The sequence below is a fragment of the Caulobacter sp. GW821-FHT11A05 genome, assembly GCF_058809015.1.
The window spans coordinates 33,542-50,050 of record NZ_JBXASF010000001.1 but is presented as its reverse complement, the minus strand read 5'-3'; the positions used below and the strand labels follow the sequence as shown (position 1 = coordinate 50,050).

The 16,509-nt window shown below is 68.8% G+C and carries 13 protein-coding genes; 4 read left to right on the top strand and 9 right to left on the bottom strand.

The window, feature by feature from the left end:
* Positions 1-44 precede the first annotated feature (44 nt).
* From AC1RSK_RS00255 to AC1RSK_RS00220, 8 genes are all read right to left on the bottom strand, one after another.
* Entirely contained in the window at positions 45-1,364 is a 1,320-nt protein-coding gene (locus AC1RSK_RS00255) for an amidohydrolase family protein (protein ID WP_492904441.1), read from the bottom strand.
* Between the two features lie 20 nt (positions 1,365-1,384).
* Positions 1,385-1,801 carry a DUF2141 domain-containing protein gene (locus tag AC1RSK_RS00250; RefSeq protein WP_492904439.1) on the bottom strand — a complete coding sequence of 139 codons (417 nt, stop codon included), beginning with the start codon at positions 1,799-1,801 and terminating at the stop codon, positions 1,385-1,387.
* Positions 1,802-2,071: 270 nt separating this feature from the next.
* Complete coding sequence (locus tag AC1RSK_RS00245) at positions 2,072-2,998, bottom strand: alpha/beta hydrolase (RefSeq protein WP_492904437.1); 927 nt, start codon at positions 2,996-2,998, stop codon at positions 2,072-2,074.
* 183 nt (positions 2,999-3,181) lie between these two features.
* Positions 3,182-5,050 (bottom strand): AMP-binding protein, encoded by a 1,869-nt coding sequence (locus tag AC1RSK_RS00240; RefSeq protein ID WP_492904435.1) that lies wholly within the window; start codon positions 5,048-5,050, stop codon positions 3,182-3,184.
* A gap of 77 nt (positions 5,051-5,127) precedes the next feature.
* Positions 5,128-7,107 carry a beta-propeller domain-containing protein gene (locus AC1RSK_RS00235; protein ID WP_492904433.1) on the bottom strand — a complete coding sequence of 660 codons (1,980 nt, stop codon included), beginning with the start codon at positions 7,105-7,107 and terminating at the stop codon, positions 5,128-5,130.
* Positions 7,108-7,167: 60 nt separating this feature from the next.
* Positions 7,168-8,133: an alpha/beta fold hydrolase gene (locus AC1RSK_RS00230; protein ID WP_492904431.1), complete on the bottom strand. Its 966-nt coding sequence runs from the start codon at positions 8,131-8,133 to the stop codon at positions 7,168-7,170.
* Between the two features lie 222 nt (positions 8,134-8,355).
* Complete coding sequence (locus tag AC1RSK_RS00225; protein ID WP_492904429.1) at positions 8,356-9,918, bottom strand: long-chain-fatty-acid--CoA ligase; 1,563 nt, start codon at positions 9,916-9,918, stop codon at positions 8,356-8,358.
* Positions 9,919-10,215: 297 nt separating this feature from the next.
* Complete coding sequence (locus AC1RSK_RS00220) at positions 10,216-11,655, bottom strand: aldehyde dehydrogenase family protein (protein WP_492904427.1); 1,440 nt, start codon at positions 11,653-11,655, stop codon at positions 10,216-10,218.
* Between the two features lie 270 nt (positions 11,656-11,925).
* Between AC1RSK_RS00220 and AC1RSK_RS00215 the strand changes: the two genes are divergently transcribed.
* From AC1RSK_RS00215 to AC1RSK_RS00200, 4 genes are read left to right on the top strand one after another with little or no spacing between them, the layout of a single operon-like run.
* Positions 11,926-12,879, top strand: coding sequence for an ABC transporter ATP-binding protein (locus tag AC1RSK_RS00215; RefSeq protein ID WP_492904425.1), 954 nt, complete (start codon positions 11,926-11,928; stop codon positions 12,877-12,879).
* Positions 12,876-13,637 (top strand): ABC transporter permease, encoded by a 762-nt coding sequence (locus AC1RSK_RS00210; protein WP_492904423.1) that lies wholly within the window; start codon positions 12,876-12,878, stop codon positions 13,635-13,637. Before AC1RSK_RS00215 ends, AC1RSK_RS00210 begins: the two co-directional genes overlap by 4 nt.
* A gap of 23 nt (positions 13,638-13,660) precedes the next feature.
* Positions 13,661-14,029, top strand: a complete 369-nt coding sequence (locus AC1RSK_RS00205) for a hypothetical protein (protein ID WP_492904421.1) — start codon at positions 13,661-13,663, stop codon at positions 14,027-14,029.
* Between the two features lie 33 nt (positions 14,030-14,062).
* Positions 14,063-15,016, top strand: a complete 954-nt coding sequence (locus AC1RSK_RS00200) for a sensor histidine kinase (RefSeq protein WP_492905379.1) — start codon at positions 14,063-14,065, stop codon at positions 15,014-15,016.
* Here the strand turns inward: AC1RSK_RS00200 and AC1RSK_RS00195 are convergent.
* A complete protein-coding gene (locus AC1RSK_RS00195) occupies positions 14,922-16,496 on the bottom strand; it encodes an MATE family efflux transporter (RefSeq protein WP_492904419.1) in 1,575 nt (524 codons plus the stop codon). The two genes, AC1RSK_RS00200 and AC1RSK_RS00195, sit on opposite strands and share 95 nt — an antisense overlap.
* Positions 16,497-16,509: the final 13 nt, after the last annotated feature.

Genomic DNA, 16,509 nt, shown 5'->3' with positions numbered 1-16,509 from the left:
GGCTGGCTCCGGCGGGTGCGTGGCAATTCAATGTGTCCCCTCTTCTAGTGAACGTGGCCGCCACCGGTCGGGCCGCCGGGGATCACCGTGCTCTTGACCGCGACAAGGGTGAGCGGCCGCCCGTCCTTCCAGGCGGCGGTGATGGCCTTGGTGGCGGCCAGGTCGCGGGTCGGGTCGGCGCCCAGGGCCAGGAAGTCGGCCTCGCAGCCGACGTCCAGGCAGGAGAGGCGGCGGCCCGGGAAGATGGAGACCTTGGGGGTCTCGATCCACAGGCGCAGCAGGGTCGGCGTATCGAACACCTTCATCGCCGCCAGGTTTTCGACCTCGACGCGCGAGGTCTGCATGTAGTTGTCCGAGCCGATGGCCAGCTTGACCCCTGCGGCGCGCAGCAGCCGAAGGTTGGCGGTCTGCACCACCTTGACCTCAGCCTTGCGGGCCCGGGGCATGTTGAGGTTGTCGGTGATCACCGTGGTGGTCACCACCACCACGCCGGAGCGGGCGGCGTCGCGGGCGTCCTTAAGCGTCAGGCGGTAGGCGTCTGGGCTCTCGCCGGCCTCCCACATGTAGCCGGGCAGGTGGTTGATCTCGTCGACGCCGCTGGCCACCGCCAGGCGAAAGTCGGCGGCGGTCTCGATATGGACGCTGACCTTGAGGCCACGGCGATGGGCGGCCTTGATGATGGCCGGATAGAGTTTGGGATCGAGGCCGCGCAGGCCGTACTGGCCCTTGTCGGCCTTGCGCTGTTCGTGGAGCTCCGAGTGCAGCAGGTAGGTCTTCACGAAGTCCGCGCCCTGGGCCTGCAGGCGGGCGAGCGCCGGCTCGATGTCGGCGGCGGTGCGGACGGTGTGGAAGGCGTCGCCCTCGAAGGACTCGCCGGGCTTTTCAGGGCCGGTGAAGCGCGACAGGAAGCCGTAGAGGCGGATGGGGTGGCCCCCCTCGCCGGTCAGGCCGCCCATCGAGAAGCGGGCGTCGACGGTGTCCTGGCGGTTCATCAGGGCGCGGGTCTCACCGGTATAGGCGGCCCGGCTGTTGGGGTTCTTCACATAGAAGACGCCATTGGCCAGGTACTGGTCGCTGACCACCTTGGCCTGCTGGGGCGTGTCGATGTTGTGGTTGTGGGCCTCGCCGAAGGGCGGGACGACGAAGGCGCCGGCGAGATCCACCGTGCGGGCCTTGGGCGTGGGGCGCACGAAGACGCCGCCCCGCACATAGTGGTCGCCGGGCTTGAAGCCGTCCGGCGTCCACCACATCGCGCCGGTGAAGCGCAGGGTTTCCTGCCCGCCCCCCATCGTCTGGGCCGTCGCCGGACCGACAAGCGCCAGTCCGGCCGCCACGGCCATCGCCGTCCACATCGCCCGCTTCATCGCCCCGCGCTCCTGAATGCTTACTGGGGATAGGCGAGGGCGACGGTGACCGCCGTGCCCGCTTCCGGCACGGTGATCTTCACGGCATCGAAGGTCTTGCCGTCGGCGGCGCCCGAATGGCCCCAGCCTTCGGCCGGCTTGCCGTCCTTCATGGTCATCGTCCAGTTCGAGTCGGCGTCGTGCATGACCATGACGGCGTAGTCGCCGGGGGGCACGTCCTCGACATTCAGCACCATGGTTCCGGCGGTGGCCGGGCCGATGGCGCCCTTGGCGCCGACCGGCTTCATGAACTGGTCCTTGCTCTGCAGGGAGACCAGCATGGTGCCGCCCTCGGCCTTGACGCCGGTCAGGGTGACGGCGACGTCGGCCGCGAAGGCGGAACCGGCGCAAAGGGAGGCGCTCAGCGCGCCGGCGAGGATCAGGGTCTTGAAGGTCATGGCTTGCTCCCGTGGCGGGACCAACCCGCCTTCTGCAATGTACTTTGCATTTTAGAGTACATTGTCGTCAAGCGGTGTTTTGTGAATCTCCTGTCATGTGGGGACGGGCAGTTCCTCCCCCATCGGGGGAGGTGGCAGCGGCGAAGCCGCTGACGGAGGGGGTCCGCTCCCCATGTCAGCGGCATCTTTGGTAGGTTCAGCCGCCACCGATGGTGGGGACCCCCTCCACCATTGCTTCGCAATGGTCCCCCTCCCCCGATGGGGGAGGAACTAGCCCAGCGCCGCCTTCAGTTTCGCCGCCGTCTCCTCGATGGCGGCGACCACCGGCGGGGCGACGCTGGCCATGATGTAGAAGTCGTGGACGAAGGCCGGGTACTCGATGTGCTCGGCCTTGACCCCGGCCTTGGCGAGGCGCCCGGCGTAGACGCGGCCTTCGTCCTTCAGCGGATCGAAGCCGGCCGTAACCACCAGGGCGGCGGGCAGGCCGGAGAGGTCTTCGACATGGGCCGGCTCGGCGCGGCGGGCGTCGGCGTGGCCCTCGGCGGCGAAATGCTTGCCGAACCAGGCCATGACCTCGGCGGTCAGGACGTAGCCGGTGGCCAGGTCGGCGCGGCTCTGGGTTTCCTGGGCCATGGCGGTGGCCGGGTAGAGCAGCAGCTGGAAGGCCAGCTTGCGGGGATCGCCTCGCAGGTCGATGGCCATGCAGGCGGCCAGGTTGCCGCCGGCGCTGTCGCCGCCGACGCCGATGCGGGCCGGGTCGAAACCGATCTCGGCGGCGTGGTCGAAGGCCCATCTGGTTGCCGCCAGGGCGTCGTCGTGGGCGGCGGGGAAGGGATGCTCCGGGGCCAGGCGGTAGTCGACGGCCAGCACCCGCACGCCGGACGCCGCGCACAGCCGGCGCAGGAAGTCGTCGTGGGTCTCCAGGTTGCCGATCACGAAGCCGCCGCCGTGGAAGTAGACGAGGCCGCCGGTGGTCGCCGGGGCGCCCTTGGGCTCGTACAGCCGGGCGGTCAGCTTGCCGGCCCCGCCGTCGACCTGCAGATCGCGGACGGCCAGGTCCTTGGGGGCGCCGGCGTCGAGGCCGGCCCGCTGGGCGACGTAGCCCATGCGGATCATCTCCGGCGGCAGCTGGTCCAGCGGCGGCATCTCGATGGCGGCGGCGGCGTCGAGCATGGCGCGGAAGTGGGGGTCGAGCATTGAAGTCTCCGTTCAGATCCTTCTCCCGCTTGTCGGGAGAAGGTGGCCCCAGAAGGGGGTCGGATGAGGGCAGCGCCACCGCCGGACGAGTTGCGCCAGAACGCGGCCAATCCGAATGGCCGGTGCTGCCCTCATCCGTCGGCTACGCCGACACCTTCTCCCGACGAGCGGGAGAAGGGAAAGCTAGAGCGACACGACGCCGGGCGTCGAACCATCTCCATAAAGCGCGGAGACAAGGGCGGCGCGACGGTCCAGCGTGGCGCGCTGGTTCACATAGCCCTTGTCGGTGATCTCGCCGGCGTCGATGGACGGTGGCTCGGTCATGATCGTGAAGCGGCCGACGCGGCGGGACAGACCGCCGGCGGCGGCGTTGAAGGCCTTGAGCTTCTCCGTGAGGATCACCGTCAGCTTCTCGATCGGCGTGCCCGGCCCCTCGTCGGCCATCAGCGCCTGCATGCCGGCCATCGAGGGCCAGACCAGCACGGCGATGAACGGCTTGTCCTGGCCGGCGACGACGGCGTCGAGGATCCAGGGGCTGCAGGCGCCGACGATCTCGGGCCGCAGGGTGCCGACCGACACCCAGGTGCCGCTGTCGAGCTTGAAGTCCTCGGTGACGCGACCGTCAAAGACCAGGCCCTGGGCCGGGTCGTTCTCGTCCAGGAATTTGGCGGCGTCGCCGAGCTTGTAGAAGCCCTCCTCGTCGAAGGCGGCGGCGGTCTTCTCGGGGTCGCCGAGGTAGCCCTTGGTGACGGTCGGGCCCTTGACCCGGACCTCCAGCTTGGAGCCGTTGGGCACCAGCTTGATGGTGATGCCCGGCAGCGGCAGGCCGACCAGCCCGACCTGTTCGGTGGCCCAGTGGGTGACGGTGATGCCCTGCGTCTCTGTGGCGCCGTACATGGTGGTCAGCGGCATGCGCTGGCCGGTCTCGGCGATGGCCAGGGCCTGCAGTCGCTCGTTGACGTCGTTGCTGAGCGTCGCGCCGCCGTAGCCCATGTAGCGCATGTTCTTGAAGAACGACTTGCGCAGCACCGGGTCCTTCTCCATGGCGTCGGCCAGCATGCCGAAGGCGATGGGGGCCGAGCCGAAGACGACCGGCGAGACCTCGTAGAGGTTCAGAATCGTCGTCTCGAACATGCCCGGCAGCGGCTTGCCCTCGTCGAGGTAGACGGTGCCGCCGGCCCAGAGGGCGCCGTTGAAGCTGATGTTACCGGCGCTGATGTGGCTCCAGGGCATCCATTCCAGGCTCTCGGGGACGATGTCCGGATCGGGGTCCTCGGTGCGCAGGCCGTCCTGGCCGGCGATGACCCCGGCCATCATGCCGAAGGTCTGCGGCGCCGCCTTGGGCATGCCGGTCGAGCCGGAGGTGAACAGGTATTTGGCGACGGTGTCGTGGCCCAGGCTCTCGCGCGCCGCCTCGACGGCGGGGCCGACCGTCGTGTCGGTCAGCACCGACAGCGGGATAGCCCCCTCCCCCGTTCCGTCGGTGGTGACGAAGGTGAGGTCCTGGCCGAGGCCTTTGAGGGTCTCCAGGGCGCGGCCGTACATCTCGCCGGACTGGGCGAAGACCACCTTGGGCTTCACCACCGCCACGCAATGTTTGAGCTTGGCGTGGTCGGTGGAGATCAGGCTGTAGGCAGGGCTGATCGGCGAGACCGGCACCCCGGCGGTGTAGCAGCCGACCTTGATCAGGGCGTGCTCCAGGCTGTTGGAGGACAGCACCATCACCGAGTCCTCGGCCGTCAGGCCGGCGTCCAGCAGCCACTGGGCGATGCCCTCGGCCTGTCGAAGGGCCTCGCCGTAGGTCAGGGTCCGCCAGGGGCCGTGGCCGGGCTCGCGCTGCTTCATCCACGGGCGGTCGGGGTGTTTCTGCGCCTTCTCCTTGAGGAGATGGGCGATGGAGCGCGGGCCCTCGCCCGGGGCATGGTTGGAGCGGATCAGGATCGAGCCGTCGGGGCGGCGCTCGACCGAGACGTCCGGCCCCTTCATCGGCAGATCCTTGAACGGAATGCTCGACAAGACGGCCGGAGCCGCCACGCCATCGGCGGGGGTCATGGGCGGTTTCCTCAAGGTGTTTGTTATCGTTGTTCCCTTGAAGACTATGCCTGCCGCTAGGGGAGTCAAACGACCGTTCAGCGCCTGGCGGGCGCCGGCGGCGGCGCAAAGCTGAGGCGGCCGATCTCGCGGATCGCCGGGCCCCGCACATCGCCCTCGACCAGCTCGTAGCCGAGCAGGGCGAACACCCGGCCGCGCAGGAAGATCGGCCGGGCGTTGCCGTACCAGTCGACGCAGGAGGCCAGGCAGCCGTCATCGGCGATGCCCTCGTCGCTGGCCGCCAGCTGGCCCAGCGGCTGGAACCGCTCGTCCGCCCGGCGCAGGAACAGCATGGCGGCCGAGGTCTCGAACAGCTGGTGGAAGGCCGGCCGGGCCGCCCGGGCGATGGGCAGGCCCAGCACCCCAGCCGTGCCATCGGCGTTGTCGGGTCGGTAGAAGAAGCCGTGGCTGCGGCTCTCGGCCTCGGCGGCGCCGCCGAGGCGATAGCGGTCGCCGGCTCCGACGCGGTCACGCAGGCGGATGGTCGAGAACCAGACGGCGTCGGCGCCGCTGCCGACGACGACGGCGTTGGGACCCATGATCTCGATGCGGTCGACGCTGTGCGGCAGGGTGACGGGGACCACCGGCCCGCCGTCGAGCGGCGCGGCCAGAAGCAAGCCCTTGTCGTCCTCGCGCGCCTCCCAGTCGGCGCCCATGCCGTAGAGCATGTGATCGCCGACGAAGCGACTGTGCAGGGCCCAGCCGGCCCCGGGACTCGGCAGGGTGCGGTAGAGCTGCGGTGCGGCGACGGCGTGGCCATCGTCGAGCCGGTCCAGCGGCAGACTCAGCAGGGCGACGGCGCGGGGCTTGCCGCCCTGCTCGACGTTCCACATGGCGTCGCCATCGCCGTCGCGGGCGACGAGGACATGCAGCAGCCGGCCGTCGGCCGCCTCGCGGAAGGAGAACTGGTCGATGGGGGCGCCGGAGACCTCGATCGCCGAGGGCGCGCCGCCGTCGAGCGGCATGCGGTAGAGCATGTCCGGTCCCGTCTTACGCCGGTTCCAGCCCTCGTCGTGGACCCAGAGATAGACCCCGCCCTTGGCGACATAGAAGGTCCGGGCCGGCGGGCCCAGCACGGCCGTCGCCTGGCAGTCGAACCGCTCGGCGGCGAGGTCGCAGGTGGTGATGCTATGGACCATGCTGGCGGCGGCCTTGGAGGCCCGCACCTGCGGCGGGGCGTAGACCCGACGGCCGGAGGCGATGCGGCGGAACTCGCCCTGTTTGGCGCCCGGCGTCCATTGGCGCAGGGCCGGCAGGGCGGCCAGCGGGTCGTTCCCGCCCCTGCCGGCCGACATGGCCGAATAGAAGATCAGCCTATTGCCGACCAGGCGCGAGGCGTAGTTGCGGCTCGAATAGTAGTCGGACGAATGCAGGGCGTGGGAAGCGATGAAGCTGAGCTGCCCGTCCGGCGACAGGCGGAAGCGGTTGATCTCGGTTCCGCCGCGCGCGTAGCTGTAGCCGACCACGGCGATGCGGTCGCCGGCCACCAGCATCTCGTCGTACCAGGCGTCGGGCTCGGCGCCGGGCGGGAAGGCGTCGATACGGCCGACCGGGCGCATGCCGCCGCCGGCCGTCGAGACGGTGAACAGCCGGCCCCGACGCAGGATGATCAGCAGGTCGCCCCTGGCCTTGACGATGCCGCCCTCGTCGATGTCGGCTTCCTGGGTGTTGGTGATCTTGTCCGCCGGCTGCTGCGGGGCGGCCAGGGCCTCGCCGTTGCCGGAGACTTTGGCCGGGCTGGCGGGGGCGTCGGCGGCGGGCGCCGCTGCGGCGTCGGCCGGACCGGCGTCTTCGGAGAAGGTCATCGCCGAGTCGAGCTTCTCGTCCTCGTAGAGGGCCTCCTCGGCCTTCTTCTGCTCGACCAGGAAGGCGGCCAGGTCCTTGTCCGACCGGAAGGCCGCCATGGTCGCGCCGGCCTGGGCCGGGCGCGGCGACAGGAAGGCCGGGGCGGCGATGACGCCGACCGTCGCCGTCAGGCTGAGCAGGACCGCCAGGGTCCGTTTCGACGCACCGTCCATTGCCGCGCTCCCGTTGCTGCGGCCCATAGTGATCGTACAATTGTAAAAATCAAGGGGGCGTCAGCGGCCCTTCAGCCAATCGACCAGCAGCCGGGTCACCGCCTCGGGCTGCTCCTGCTGGGTCCAGTGGCCGCAGCCTTCGAGCACGGTGGCGCCGCGCAGGCCGGGCAGGTGCGGCTTCATGAGGGCGATCGGATCGACGCCCGGCAGCATTTTCAGCACCAGGTCGCGGGAGCCACCGATGAACAGCGACGGCTGCTCGATCTTGCGGTCCTTGAAGCCCTGCAGCCAGTCGAAGTCACGGCCCCAGTTTCGGTAGCGGCAGAGGGGACCGAAGAAGCCGGAACGCTCGAACTCGGCGGTGAAATAGTCGATGTCGGCCTCGGTCAGCCAGGCCGGGAAGGGGTCCGGGTCGGGCAGGCGGTCGAGCAGGCTGGCGCCATGCGGCTTGTCGGCCGGCCAGGTTCCGTCGGGAGCGTCGCCGCTGATGGCGTAGTAGAATTTCCGCAGGCCAGCGCGGGGGTCGGCCTCCAGCTCGACCTCGGCGACGCCGACGTCCTGGAAGTAGACCTGGTAGAAGAAGCGGCCCTTGTCGGTGAAGGCGACCTTGATGGCGTCGAGGAAGTTGAAGGCCGGCACCCCGGTGTAGGGCACCGACAGGCCGGCGACGGCGGTGACGCGGTCAGGACGGGTGAGCGCCGTGTTCCAGACGATTGGCGCCCCCCAGTCGTGGCCGATGAGGACGCCCGTGCCGTCGTCCGACAGGGCCTCGATGACGCCGGCGACGTCGGCGGTGATGTTCTCCAGGCTATAGTCGGCGACCTCTTTCGGCTTGTCGGAACCGCCATAGCCGCGCACGTCGATGGCGCAGGCGGTGAAGCCGGCCTGCGCGATCGGGCCGATCTGGTGGCGCCAGCTGTACCAGCTCTCCGGAAAGCCATGGACCATGACCACCAGCGGGCCGGAGCCCTGCACGGCGGCGCGCAGCTTGATGCCGTTGGTGTCGATGATGCGGAAGTCAGGCATGGGCGTTTCCTCGTTTTCCGCACAGGACCACGGTTGTCGTGGCGTCAGCAAAACAGTTCCTCCCCCTCTCGGGGGAGGTGGCAGTCGCGCAGCGACTGACGGAGGGGGTCCCCACCGGCGGTCGAGAGGCCTGTGGGCAAAGCCACCGTTCGCGGTGACCCCCTCAGTCAGCGGCTTCGCCGCTGCCAGCTCCCCCGAGAGGGGGAGCAACCTGCATTATGCTCATCCCACCATCCGCTCCCGGCCCTCCCAGAACGGCGCGCGCAGTTCGCGGCGTAGGACCTTGCCGGAGGGGTTGCGGGGCAGGGTGTCGATGACGTCGATGGACTTGGGGCATTTGTAGCCGGCGATCAGGCCCCGGCAGTGGGCGATGAGGTCTTCGGCGGTGGCGGTCTGGCCGGCTTTGAGGACCACGATGCCCTTCACAGCCTCGCCCCAGCGGTCGTCGGGGACGCCGATGACGGCGGCGTCGGCGATGGCCGGGTGGCTGAACAGGGCGTTCTCGACCTCGGCCGGATAGACGTTCTCGCCGCCGGTGACGATCATGTCCTTCACCCGGTCGTGGATGTAGAGGTAGCCCTCGGCGTCGAAGTAGCCGGCGTCGCCGGACTTGAACCAGCCCTGCGGACAGATGGCGTCCCTGGTGGCGTCCGGGCGGTTCCAATAGCCCTTCATCACCCCCTTGGCGCGGATCTGCACCTCGCCCACTTCGCCGACGCCGCCGATGGAGCCGTCGGGCTTGATCACCTGCACCTCGAAACCCGGCCAGGGCTTGCCGCAACTGCGCAGCTTGTCGCGATCGGGGGCGTGGTCGGCGGCCGACAGATGGGTGGCGCCGCCGATGGTTTCGGTCAGGCCGTAGAGCTGGTGGAAGTCGCAGCCGAACATGGCCTGGGCCTTCCGCAGCACCGCCTCGGAGATCGGCGAGGCGCCGTAGAAGATGCGCTCCAGGTAGGAAAAGTCGGCCTCGTCGATACCGGGCGTCTGCAGCAGCATGTTGATGATGGTCGGGGCGAGGAAGGCGTAGGCCACCCGCTGCTCGGGGATCAGCTTGACGATTTCGGCCGGATTGACCTCGCGCAGGATGATCTCACGCACCCCCTGCAGCAGGCCGAGCAGGCCGCAGTTGACGCCGGCAACGTGGAACAGCGGCATGAGGACGAGATTGGTCTTGCCGGCGTCGTATTTCGCCCAGCCGGCGGTCAGGGCCGTGTCGAACAGGGCCAGATAGTTGGCCTGGGTCAGCTGCACGCCCTTGGGCAGGCCGGTGGTGCCGCTGGTGTAGAGCTGGATGACGTCATCGTCGTCGCGCGGGGTGAGCCTGGGGTCGTCCGGATAGTGGCCGCCGATCCAGTCGCGGAAGGCCGGCCAGCGCGGGTGGCCGGGCTCGAACTGCACCAGGCCGCGGACGCTGGGGATGTCGGAGGCGATCATGTCGACGACGCCGGCGAAGTCCTGGCCGACGATCAGCAGCTTGGCGTTGGCATCTTTCAGGATGAAGGCGATTTCCGGCGGGGCCAGGCGCCAGTTGACCGGGGCCAGGCAGACCCGCGCCTTGATGCAGCCCAGCCAGAGGGCGAAGAAGTCGTCGCTGTTCTTGGCCAGCACGCCGACCCGGTCGCCGGGCTTGAGGCCCTGGGCCAGCAGCGCCTGGGCGCAGCGGTTGGAGGCCTCGTTCCACTGGGCGAAGGTGGTCTCGCGGCCCTCGAACCACAGGGCGACGGCGTCGGGGCGCTCGGCCGCCTGGATGCGCGGGATGTCGGCGACGTTGGTCAGGGTCGTCATGGGTTTCCTCAGGTGTGCGCCTCTGGCGGGCGCGTTGGCGGCATCTTCGTCCGGGGTCGTGGTGGCTGTCGAGGGCCATAGTTCCTCCCCCTTTCGGGGGAGGGGGACCGCGCGCGCAGCGCGTGGTGGAGGGGGTCCCCACCGGCGGTTCGGCTTCAGCAGGTTTACCCGCCGACTTGGGCGGTGACCCCCTCCACCATTGCTGCGCAATGGTCCCCCTCCCCCGATGGGGGAGGAACAGAAAAAAGGCCGCCCGGATTGCTCCGGACGGCCCCAATCGCTTCAAAGGCGCGAGCCCTACTCGGCCGCCACCGGCGTCGAATAGCCCAGCACGGCCTTGGTCTCGAGGAACTCACCAAACGCGTGGTCGCCCCATTCGCGGCCGTTGCCGCTCATCTTGTAGCCGCCGAAGGGGGCCATCATGTCCGGCGCGGCGCCGTTGATGTTGACCTGGCCAGCGCGCAGCTTCGACGCCACGGCCTTGATCTTCGCCGGGTCGGTGCCGGAGATGTAGGCGGCCAGGCCGTATTCGGTGTCGTTGCCAACGCGAACCGCCTCATCGACGCTGTCGTAGCCGAGGATCGACACGACCGGGCCGAAGATCTCTTCCTTGGCGATCGACATCTCATTGGTGACGTTGGCGAAGACGGTGGGCTTTACGTAGTAGCCCTTGTCCAGGCCGTCCGGCAGGCCGACGCCGCCCGACACCAGGGTGGCGCCCTCGTCGATGCCCTTCTGGATCAGGGTCTGGATCTTCTTCCACTGCACCTCGGAGACGACCGGGCCCATCTTGGAGTTGCCGTTGGGGTCGCCGACGGTGTGGGCTTCGGCGGTCGCCTTGGCGATGGCGATGACCTCGTCCATCTTCGCGGCCGGCACCAGCATGCGGGTCGGCGCGTTGCAGCTCTGGCCCGAGTTCATCATCACCGAGCCGACGCCGCCGGCCACGGCTTTCGCGAAATCAGCGTCCTCCAGGATGATGTTGGGGCTCTTGCCGCCCAGTTCCTGGTGCACGCGCTTGACGGTCGGGGCGGCGTTCTTGGCCACCTCGATGCCGGCGCGGGTCGAGCCGGTGAACGACACCATGTCGACGCCCGGATGGCTGGAGATGGCGGCGCCGACGGTCGGGCCGTCGCCATTGACCATGTTGTAGACGCCGGCCGGAACGCCGGCGGCGTGCAGGATCTCGGTCCAGATGTAGCCGCTGAACGGGGCCACTTCCGAGGGCTTCAGCACCATGGTGCAGCCCGTCGCCAGGGCCGGGGCGACCTTGCAGGCGATCTGGTTGACCGGCCAGTTCCACGGGGTGATGAAGCCGCAGACGCCGATCGGCTCTTTCACCAGGCGGGTGGTGCCGCGGTCTTCCTCGAACTTGTAGTCCTTCAGCACGGCGACGGCGGTCTGCAGATGGCCGATGCCCATGGCCGCCTGGGCGCGTTGCGCCAGCCAGGACGGGGCGCCCATTTCCTCGGTGATGGCCTTGGCCATGTCCTCGTAGCGCTTCTGGTACTCGACGATGATCCGCTCGAGCAGCTCGATGCGCTCCTCGCGGGTCGTCTGGCTGTAGGTCTCGAAGGCCTTCTGGGCGGCCTTCACCGCCAGGTCGACGTCGGCTTCCGAGCCCATCGAGATCTTGCCGGCGACCTCTTCATTGGCCGGGTTGATGACGTCCAGCGACTTCGGCGTCACCGGATCCACCCATTTGCCGTCGATGTAGAATTTCGAGTAGTCGCGCATGGCTAGCTCCCTGAGGGTTCTGGCGGTCGGGGCCGCTTTGCGGGCCTCGTTCAAACGATAGTTTAGTTATCGCGGTTCACCCAGACAACCCGATCATTCCCGCGAAGGCGGGAATCCATGCGCGAGCTGTGGCCGGCGCGACTGCTGCCAGTCCTGGGACCGGACTGGCCTATGCATGGATTCCCGCCTACGCGGGAATGATCGGTGGAGAAGGGTGGCTAAACGCCACCGGCCACCCTACCTGCAAGCTTCAATCGCCCCGGGGGCCCCGTGCAGTCCGATTCCGCCCAGCCGATTATCCAGATCAGCAACCTCAACAAGCGTTACGCCACGGGCCACGCGGCCCTGAGCGAGGTCAACCTTGACATCAAGCCGGGCGAGATCTTCGCCCTGCTCGGCCCCAACGGGGCGGGCAAGACCACGCTGATCAGCATCATCTGCGGCATCGTCAATGCGACCGAAGGCGTGGTGATCGCCGACGGCCACGACATATCCAAGGACTACCGCGCCGCCCGCACCAAGATCGGGCTGGTGCCGCAGGAACTCTCGACCGACGCCTTCGAGGCGGTCATCGACACGGTGAAGTTCAGCCGCGGCCTGTTCGGCAAGGCGCCGAACAACGCCTACATCGAGAAGATCCTTCGCGACCTCAGCCTCTGGGACAAGCGCAACGACAAGATCATGACCCTCAGCGGCGGCATGAAGCGCCGGGTGATGATCGCCAAGGCCCTCAGCCACGAGCCGCGCATCCTGTTCCTCGACGAACCCACGGCCGGGGTCGATGTCGAGCTGCGCCGCGACATGTGGGAGATGGTCCGGGGCCTGCGGGAGACGGGCGTCACCATCATCCTGACCACCCACTACATCGAGGAGGCCGAGGAGATGGCCGACCGCATCGGGGTGATCAGCAAGGGCAGGATCATCCTGGTCGAGGAGAAGGCGCAGCTGATGCGCAAGCTGGGCAAGAAGCAGCTGACCCTGCATCTGCAGACGCCGCTGACCGCCCTGCCGACCGAGCTGGCCGGCGAGCCGCTGGAGCTCAGCGCCGACGGCCAGGACCTGGTCTACACCTTCGACGCCCAGGCCGATGAGACCGGCATCGCCGCCCTGATCCGGCGTCTCAGCAGCCTCGGCATCGACTTCAAGGACCTCAAGACCCACCAATCGAGCCTGGAGGAGATCTTCGTCTCCCTGGTCCACAGCGACGCGCGGAGCGGCCAATGAACATCCACGCCATCCGCGCCATCTACCTGTTCGAGATGCATCGGACCTTCCGGACCCTAATGCAGTCGATCGCCAGCCCGGTGCTGTCGACCAGCCTCTATTTCGTGGTTTTCGGCTCGGCGATCGGCGGACGCATGGGCCAGATCGACGGGGTGCCCTACGGGGCCTACATCATCCCCGGCCTGTTGATGCTCAGCCTGCTGACCGAGAGCATCTCCAACGCCAGCTTCGGCATCTACATGCCCAAATGGAGCGGCACCATCTATGAGGTGCTGTCGGCCCCGATCAGCTGGCTGGAGGTGGTCTGCGGCTATGTCGGGGCGGCGGCCAGCAAGTCGATCCTGCTCGGGCTGATCATCCTGATCACGGCGCGCTTCTTCGTGCCCTACGAGATCCAGCACCCGGTCCTGATGATCGGCTTCCTGGTGCTGACCGCCATTACCTTCAGCCTGTTCGGCTTTGTCATCGGCATCTGGGCCGACGGCTTCGAGAAGCTGCAGATCGTGCCCATGCTGGTGGTGACGCCGCTGACCTTCCTGGGCGGCAGCTTCTACTCGATCAGCATGCTGCCGGAGGTCTGGCAGAAGATCACCCTGTTCAACCCGGTGGTCTACCTGGTCAGCGGCTTCCGCTGGAGCTTCTACGGGGTGTCGGACGTCGGGGTCGGGGTGAGCATCGCCGCGACCCTGGGGTTCATGGCGCTGTGCCTGGTGGCGATCTGGTGGATCTTCAAGACGGGGTATCGGCTGCGCGCATGACCTGGCGGCAGCGGATCGCATTCTTGCAGGACTGGCTGCGCGAGAACGCGGCGTCGCTCGGCGTTCCCATCGCTCTCTCGGTCCTCGGCCTGCTGTTCCTTGGAATCGTCCTGCTGCGGCCGGCGGCGACCGGCCCCGACGAGCGCGTGACCGGTCGGGTGATCTTCCTGATCCCGCCGGCTGATCCGAGGGTCCACAACCAGGCCGACGTTGTCGTCGAGCTGGCCGACGGGCAGCGGCTGAACCTGTCCACGCCGCTCATGCAGACCTGCCCGATCGGTGCGAAAGCGGTTGTACGCCGCACCCCGATCAAAGGCAGCCAGCTGCATCGCCTGCTGTCCTGCACGACTGTCAAACAGAAGAGCGATGACGGGCCGCGACAAGCCGGATAGGTTGCAGTCTTCTCCCAACCCGCGAGCGTACCCCTGTCCACCCTCCCCCCAGACCTGCGTCTCGAGGCCGTTCTGGAGTCGATCTCCGACGCCTTCTACGCGGTCAGCCCGGAGTGGACCTACGTCATCTTCAACGGCGCCGCCGAGCAGTACTTCGGGGTCACCCGCGACCAGGTGCTGGGCAAGAACATGTGGGAGGTCTTCCCGCAGGGCATCGGCACGCCGTTCGAGACGGTCTGCAAACGGGCCATGGACGGCCGCAAGGGGGCGGCGTTCGAGAGCCCGTCCCGCTGGCGGCCGGACCGTTGGGTGGAGATCCGCATCACCCCGATGATCGACGGCGGCATCGGCGTGTCGCTGCACGATATCACCGAGCGGCGCCGGGCCGAACAGGCGCGGGAGCTGCTGGCCCGTGAGGTCGACCACCGCAGCCGCAACGCCCTGGCCGTGGTCCAGGCCATCGTGCGGCTGACCGAGGGGCCGGACCTGGAGAGCTACAAGGAGGCGGTGTTCGGGCGGGTCAATGCGCTGGCCCGGGCCCAGGGAGCGCTGGCCGACCGGCGCTGGGAGGGGGCGCCGCTGCAGGAGCTGGTCGACGAGGCGATGGCGGCGCTGAGCGGGCCCGACCGCTATAGCCTGCAGGGGCCGGCCGTGCGCCTGAGTCCCGAGCAGACCCAGCCGCTGAGCATGCTGATCCACGAACTGGCCACCAACGCCGCCAAGTACGGCGGCCTGTCGACGCCGGAGGGCCGGGTGGCCATTACCTGGACGCAGGGCGAGGACCGGGCCATCGACCTGAGCTGGCGGGAGACCGGCGGGCCGCCGGTGACCGCGCCCCAGAAGCCCGGCTTCGGCACCCGGCTGATGACCCAACTGTCGCGGCAGATGGCGGCTAGACTGTCTCCGGTGTGGGAGCCTTCGGGTCTGGCGGTGAGCCTGGCGATTCCGGCTCCTCAGGCGCCCCGGGAGGCGGCGGCGAAAGACTGACGGGCTCCATGCCTTCGTAGATCTGGGCCCGCTCGCGCGGCAGGCCCTGGCCGGTATCCGGCGGTTCGCCGCCGGCCGGGCGATCGTCGGCCAGCATATGGGCCTTCCTCCAGCGGCCGGTGCGGTAGTAGGCGATCGACAGGGCCAGGGCGACGGCGGCCCCGAACGGGAAACTCCACCACACCGCGTCCGGCCCCCAGACCCCGACCAGGCCATAGGCGAACGGCACCCGCACCCCGATAAGCGAGAGGCTGAAGATGACCAGCGGCGGCCAGACGTCGCCGTTGGCCCGCACGGTGGCGAACAGGATGATGGTCACGCCGAAGGGGATGAAGGTCCAGACCACCAGCTGGTTGATGTGGACGGCGATGGCCACCGCGGCGCTGTCGGTCGGCAGGAACAGGCTCATCACCGCCCCGCCGACGACGTAGAGCACCGCCACCATGACGCCGGTGAACAGGATGTTGAAGACGATGCCGGAGCGGGTGATGCGCGCCACCCGGTCCCAGCGGCCGGCCCCGATGTTCTGGGCCGCCATCGAGGACACCGCCGCCCCGACCGCCATCGAGGGCATCTGCACATAGGTCCACAGCTGGGCGGCGACGCCGTAGGCGGCGGCGGTGCGGGAACCGAAACTGTTGACCAGGCTCATGGTCACCAGGGCGGCGGCCGAGATGACGATCATCTGCAGCCCCATCGGCAGGCCCTTGGCCACCAGGGTGCGGATCAGCATCGGGTCGGGCTTGAGATAGGCCAAGTCGGGGCCGACGAGGCGCAGGGGATGTTTGCGGGCGTAGAGCAGGACGAGAAGGGCGACCAGGCTGACCGCCTGGCTGATCAGGGTGGCCATGGCGGCGCCGGCGATGCCCATCTCCGGGAAGGGGCCCAGGCCCAGGATCAGCACCGGGTTGAAGCCCAGGTCGAGCGCCACGGCGAGGATGCTGAACAGGAAGGGCGTGCGGCTGTCCCCCGCCCCGCGCAACAGGGTCATCAGCAGGGTCGCGAAGTTCATCAGCGGCAGGGCCAGGAAGATGACCCGCAGATAGGCGCCGGCCAGCGGCACGGCGTCGTCCGGCGTGCCCATGGCGGCCAGGATGGCGTCGGTCCCGAACCAGCCGCCGATGGCGAACAGCACCGAGATCAGGGTGAAGAAGGCGACGCTGGAGCCGACAGCCCGCTTGGCCAGGGTCAGGTCGCGGCGGCCCATGGCCTGGCCGACGACGATGGTCGCCGCCATGCCGACCCCGAACACCGTGCCGAGCAGCAGGAACAGCACCAGGTTGGCGTTGGAGGTCGCCGCCAGGGCCGCCTCGCCGAGGAAACGGCCGACCCAGACGGCATTGATCGAGGCGTTCAGCGACTGCAGCACGCTGGTGCCCAGCACCGGCAGGGCGAAGACCGCCAGGGTGCGGGCGATCGGCCCCTCGGTGAGGTCGCCGGTCCGGCCAGGGGGGCCTGCGGCGGGTGCGGGTGCGTCCATGGTCGCCCCCTAA

Coding starts and splice junctions, on each gene's coding strand:
- AC1RSK_RS00220 (WP_492904427.1), bottom strand. CDS start 11,655: ATGCGCGACTACTCGAAATTCTACATCGACGGCAAATGGGTGGATCCG.
- AC1RSK_RS00210 (WP_492904423.1), top strand. CDS start 12,876: ATGAACATCCACGCCATCCGCGCCATCTACCTGTTCGAGATGCATCGG.
- AC1RSK_RS00230 (WP_492904431.1), bottom strand. CDS start 8,133: ATGCCTGACTTCCGCATCATCGACACCAACGGCATCAAGCTGCGCGCC.
- AC1RSK_RS00195 (WP_492904419.1), bottom strand. CDS start 16,496: ATGGACGCACCCGCACCCGCCGCAGGCCCCCCTGGCCGGACCGGCGAC.
- AC1RSK_RS00235 (WP_492904433.1), bottom strand. CDS start 7,107: ATGGACGGTGCGTCGAAACGGACCCTGGCGGTCCTGCTCAGCCTGACG.
- AC1RSK_RS00225 (WP_492904429.1), bottom strand. CDS start 9,918: ATGACGACCCTGACCAACGTCGCCGACATCCCGCGCATCCAGGCGGCC.
- AC1RSK_RS00245 (WP_492904437.1), bottom strand. CDS start 2,998: ATGCTCGACCCCCACTTCCGCGCCATGCTCGACGCCGCCGCCGCCATC.
- AC1RSK_RS00255 (WP_492904441.1), bottom strand. CDS start 1,364: ATGAAGCGGGCGATGTGGACGGCGATGGCCGTGGCGGCCGGACTGGCG.
- AC1RSK_RS00240 (WP_492904435.1), bottom strand. CDS start 5,050: ATGACCCCCGCCGATGGCGTGGCGGCTCCGGCCGTCTTGTCGAGCATT.
- AC1RSK_RS00250 (WP_492904439.1), bottom strand. CDS start 1,801: ATGACCTTCAAGACCCTGATCCTCGCCGGCGCGCTGAGCGCCTCCCTT.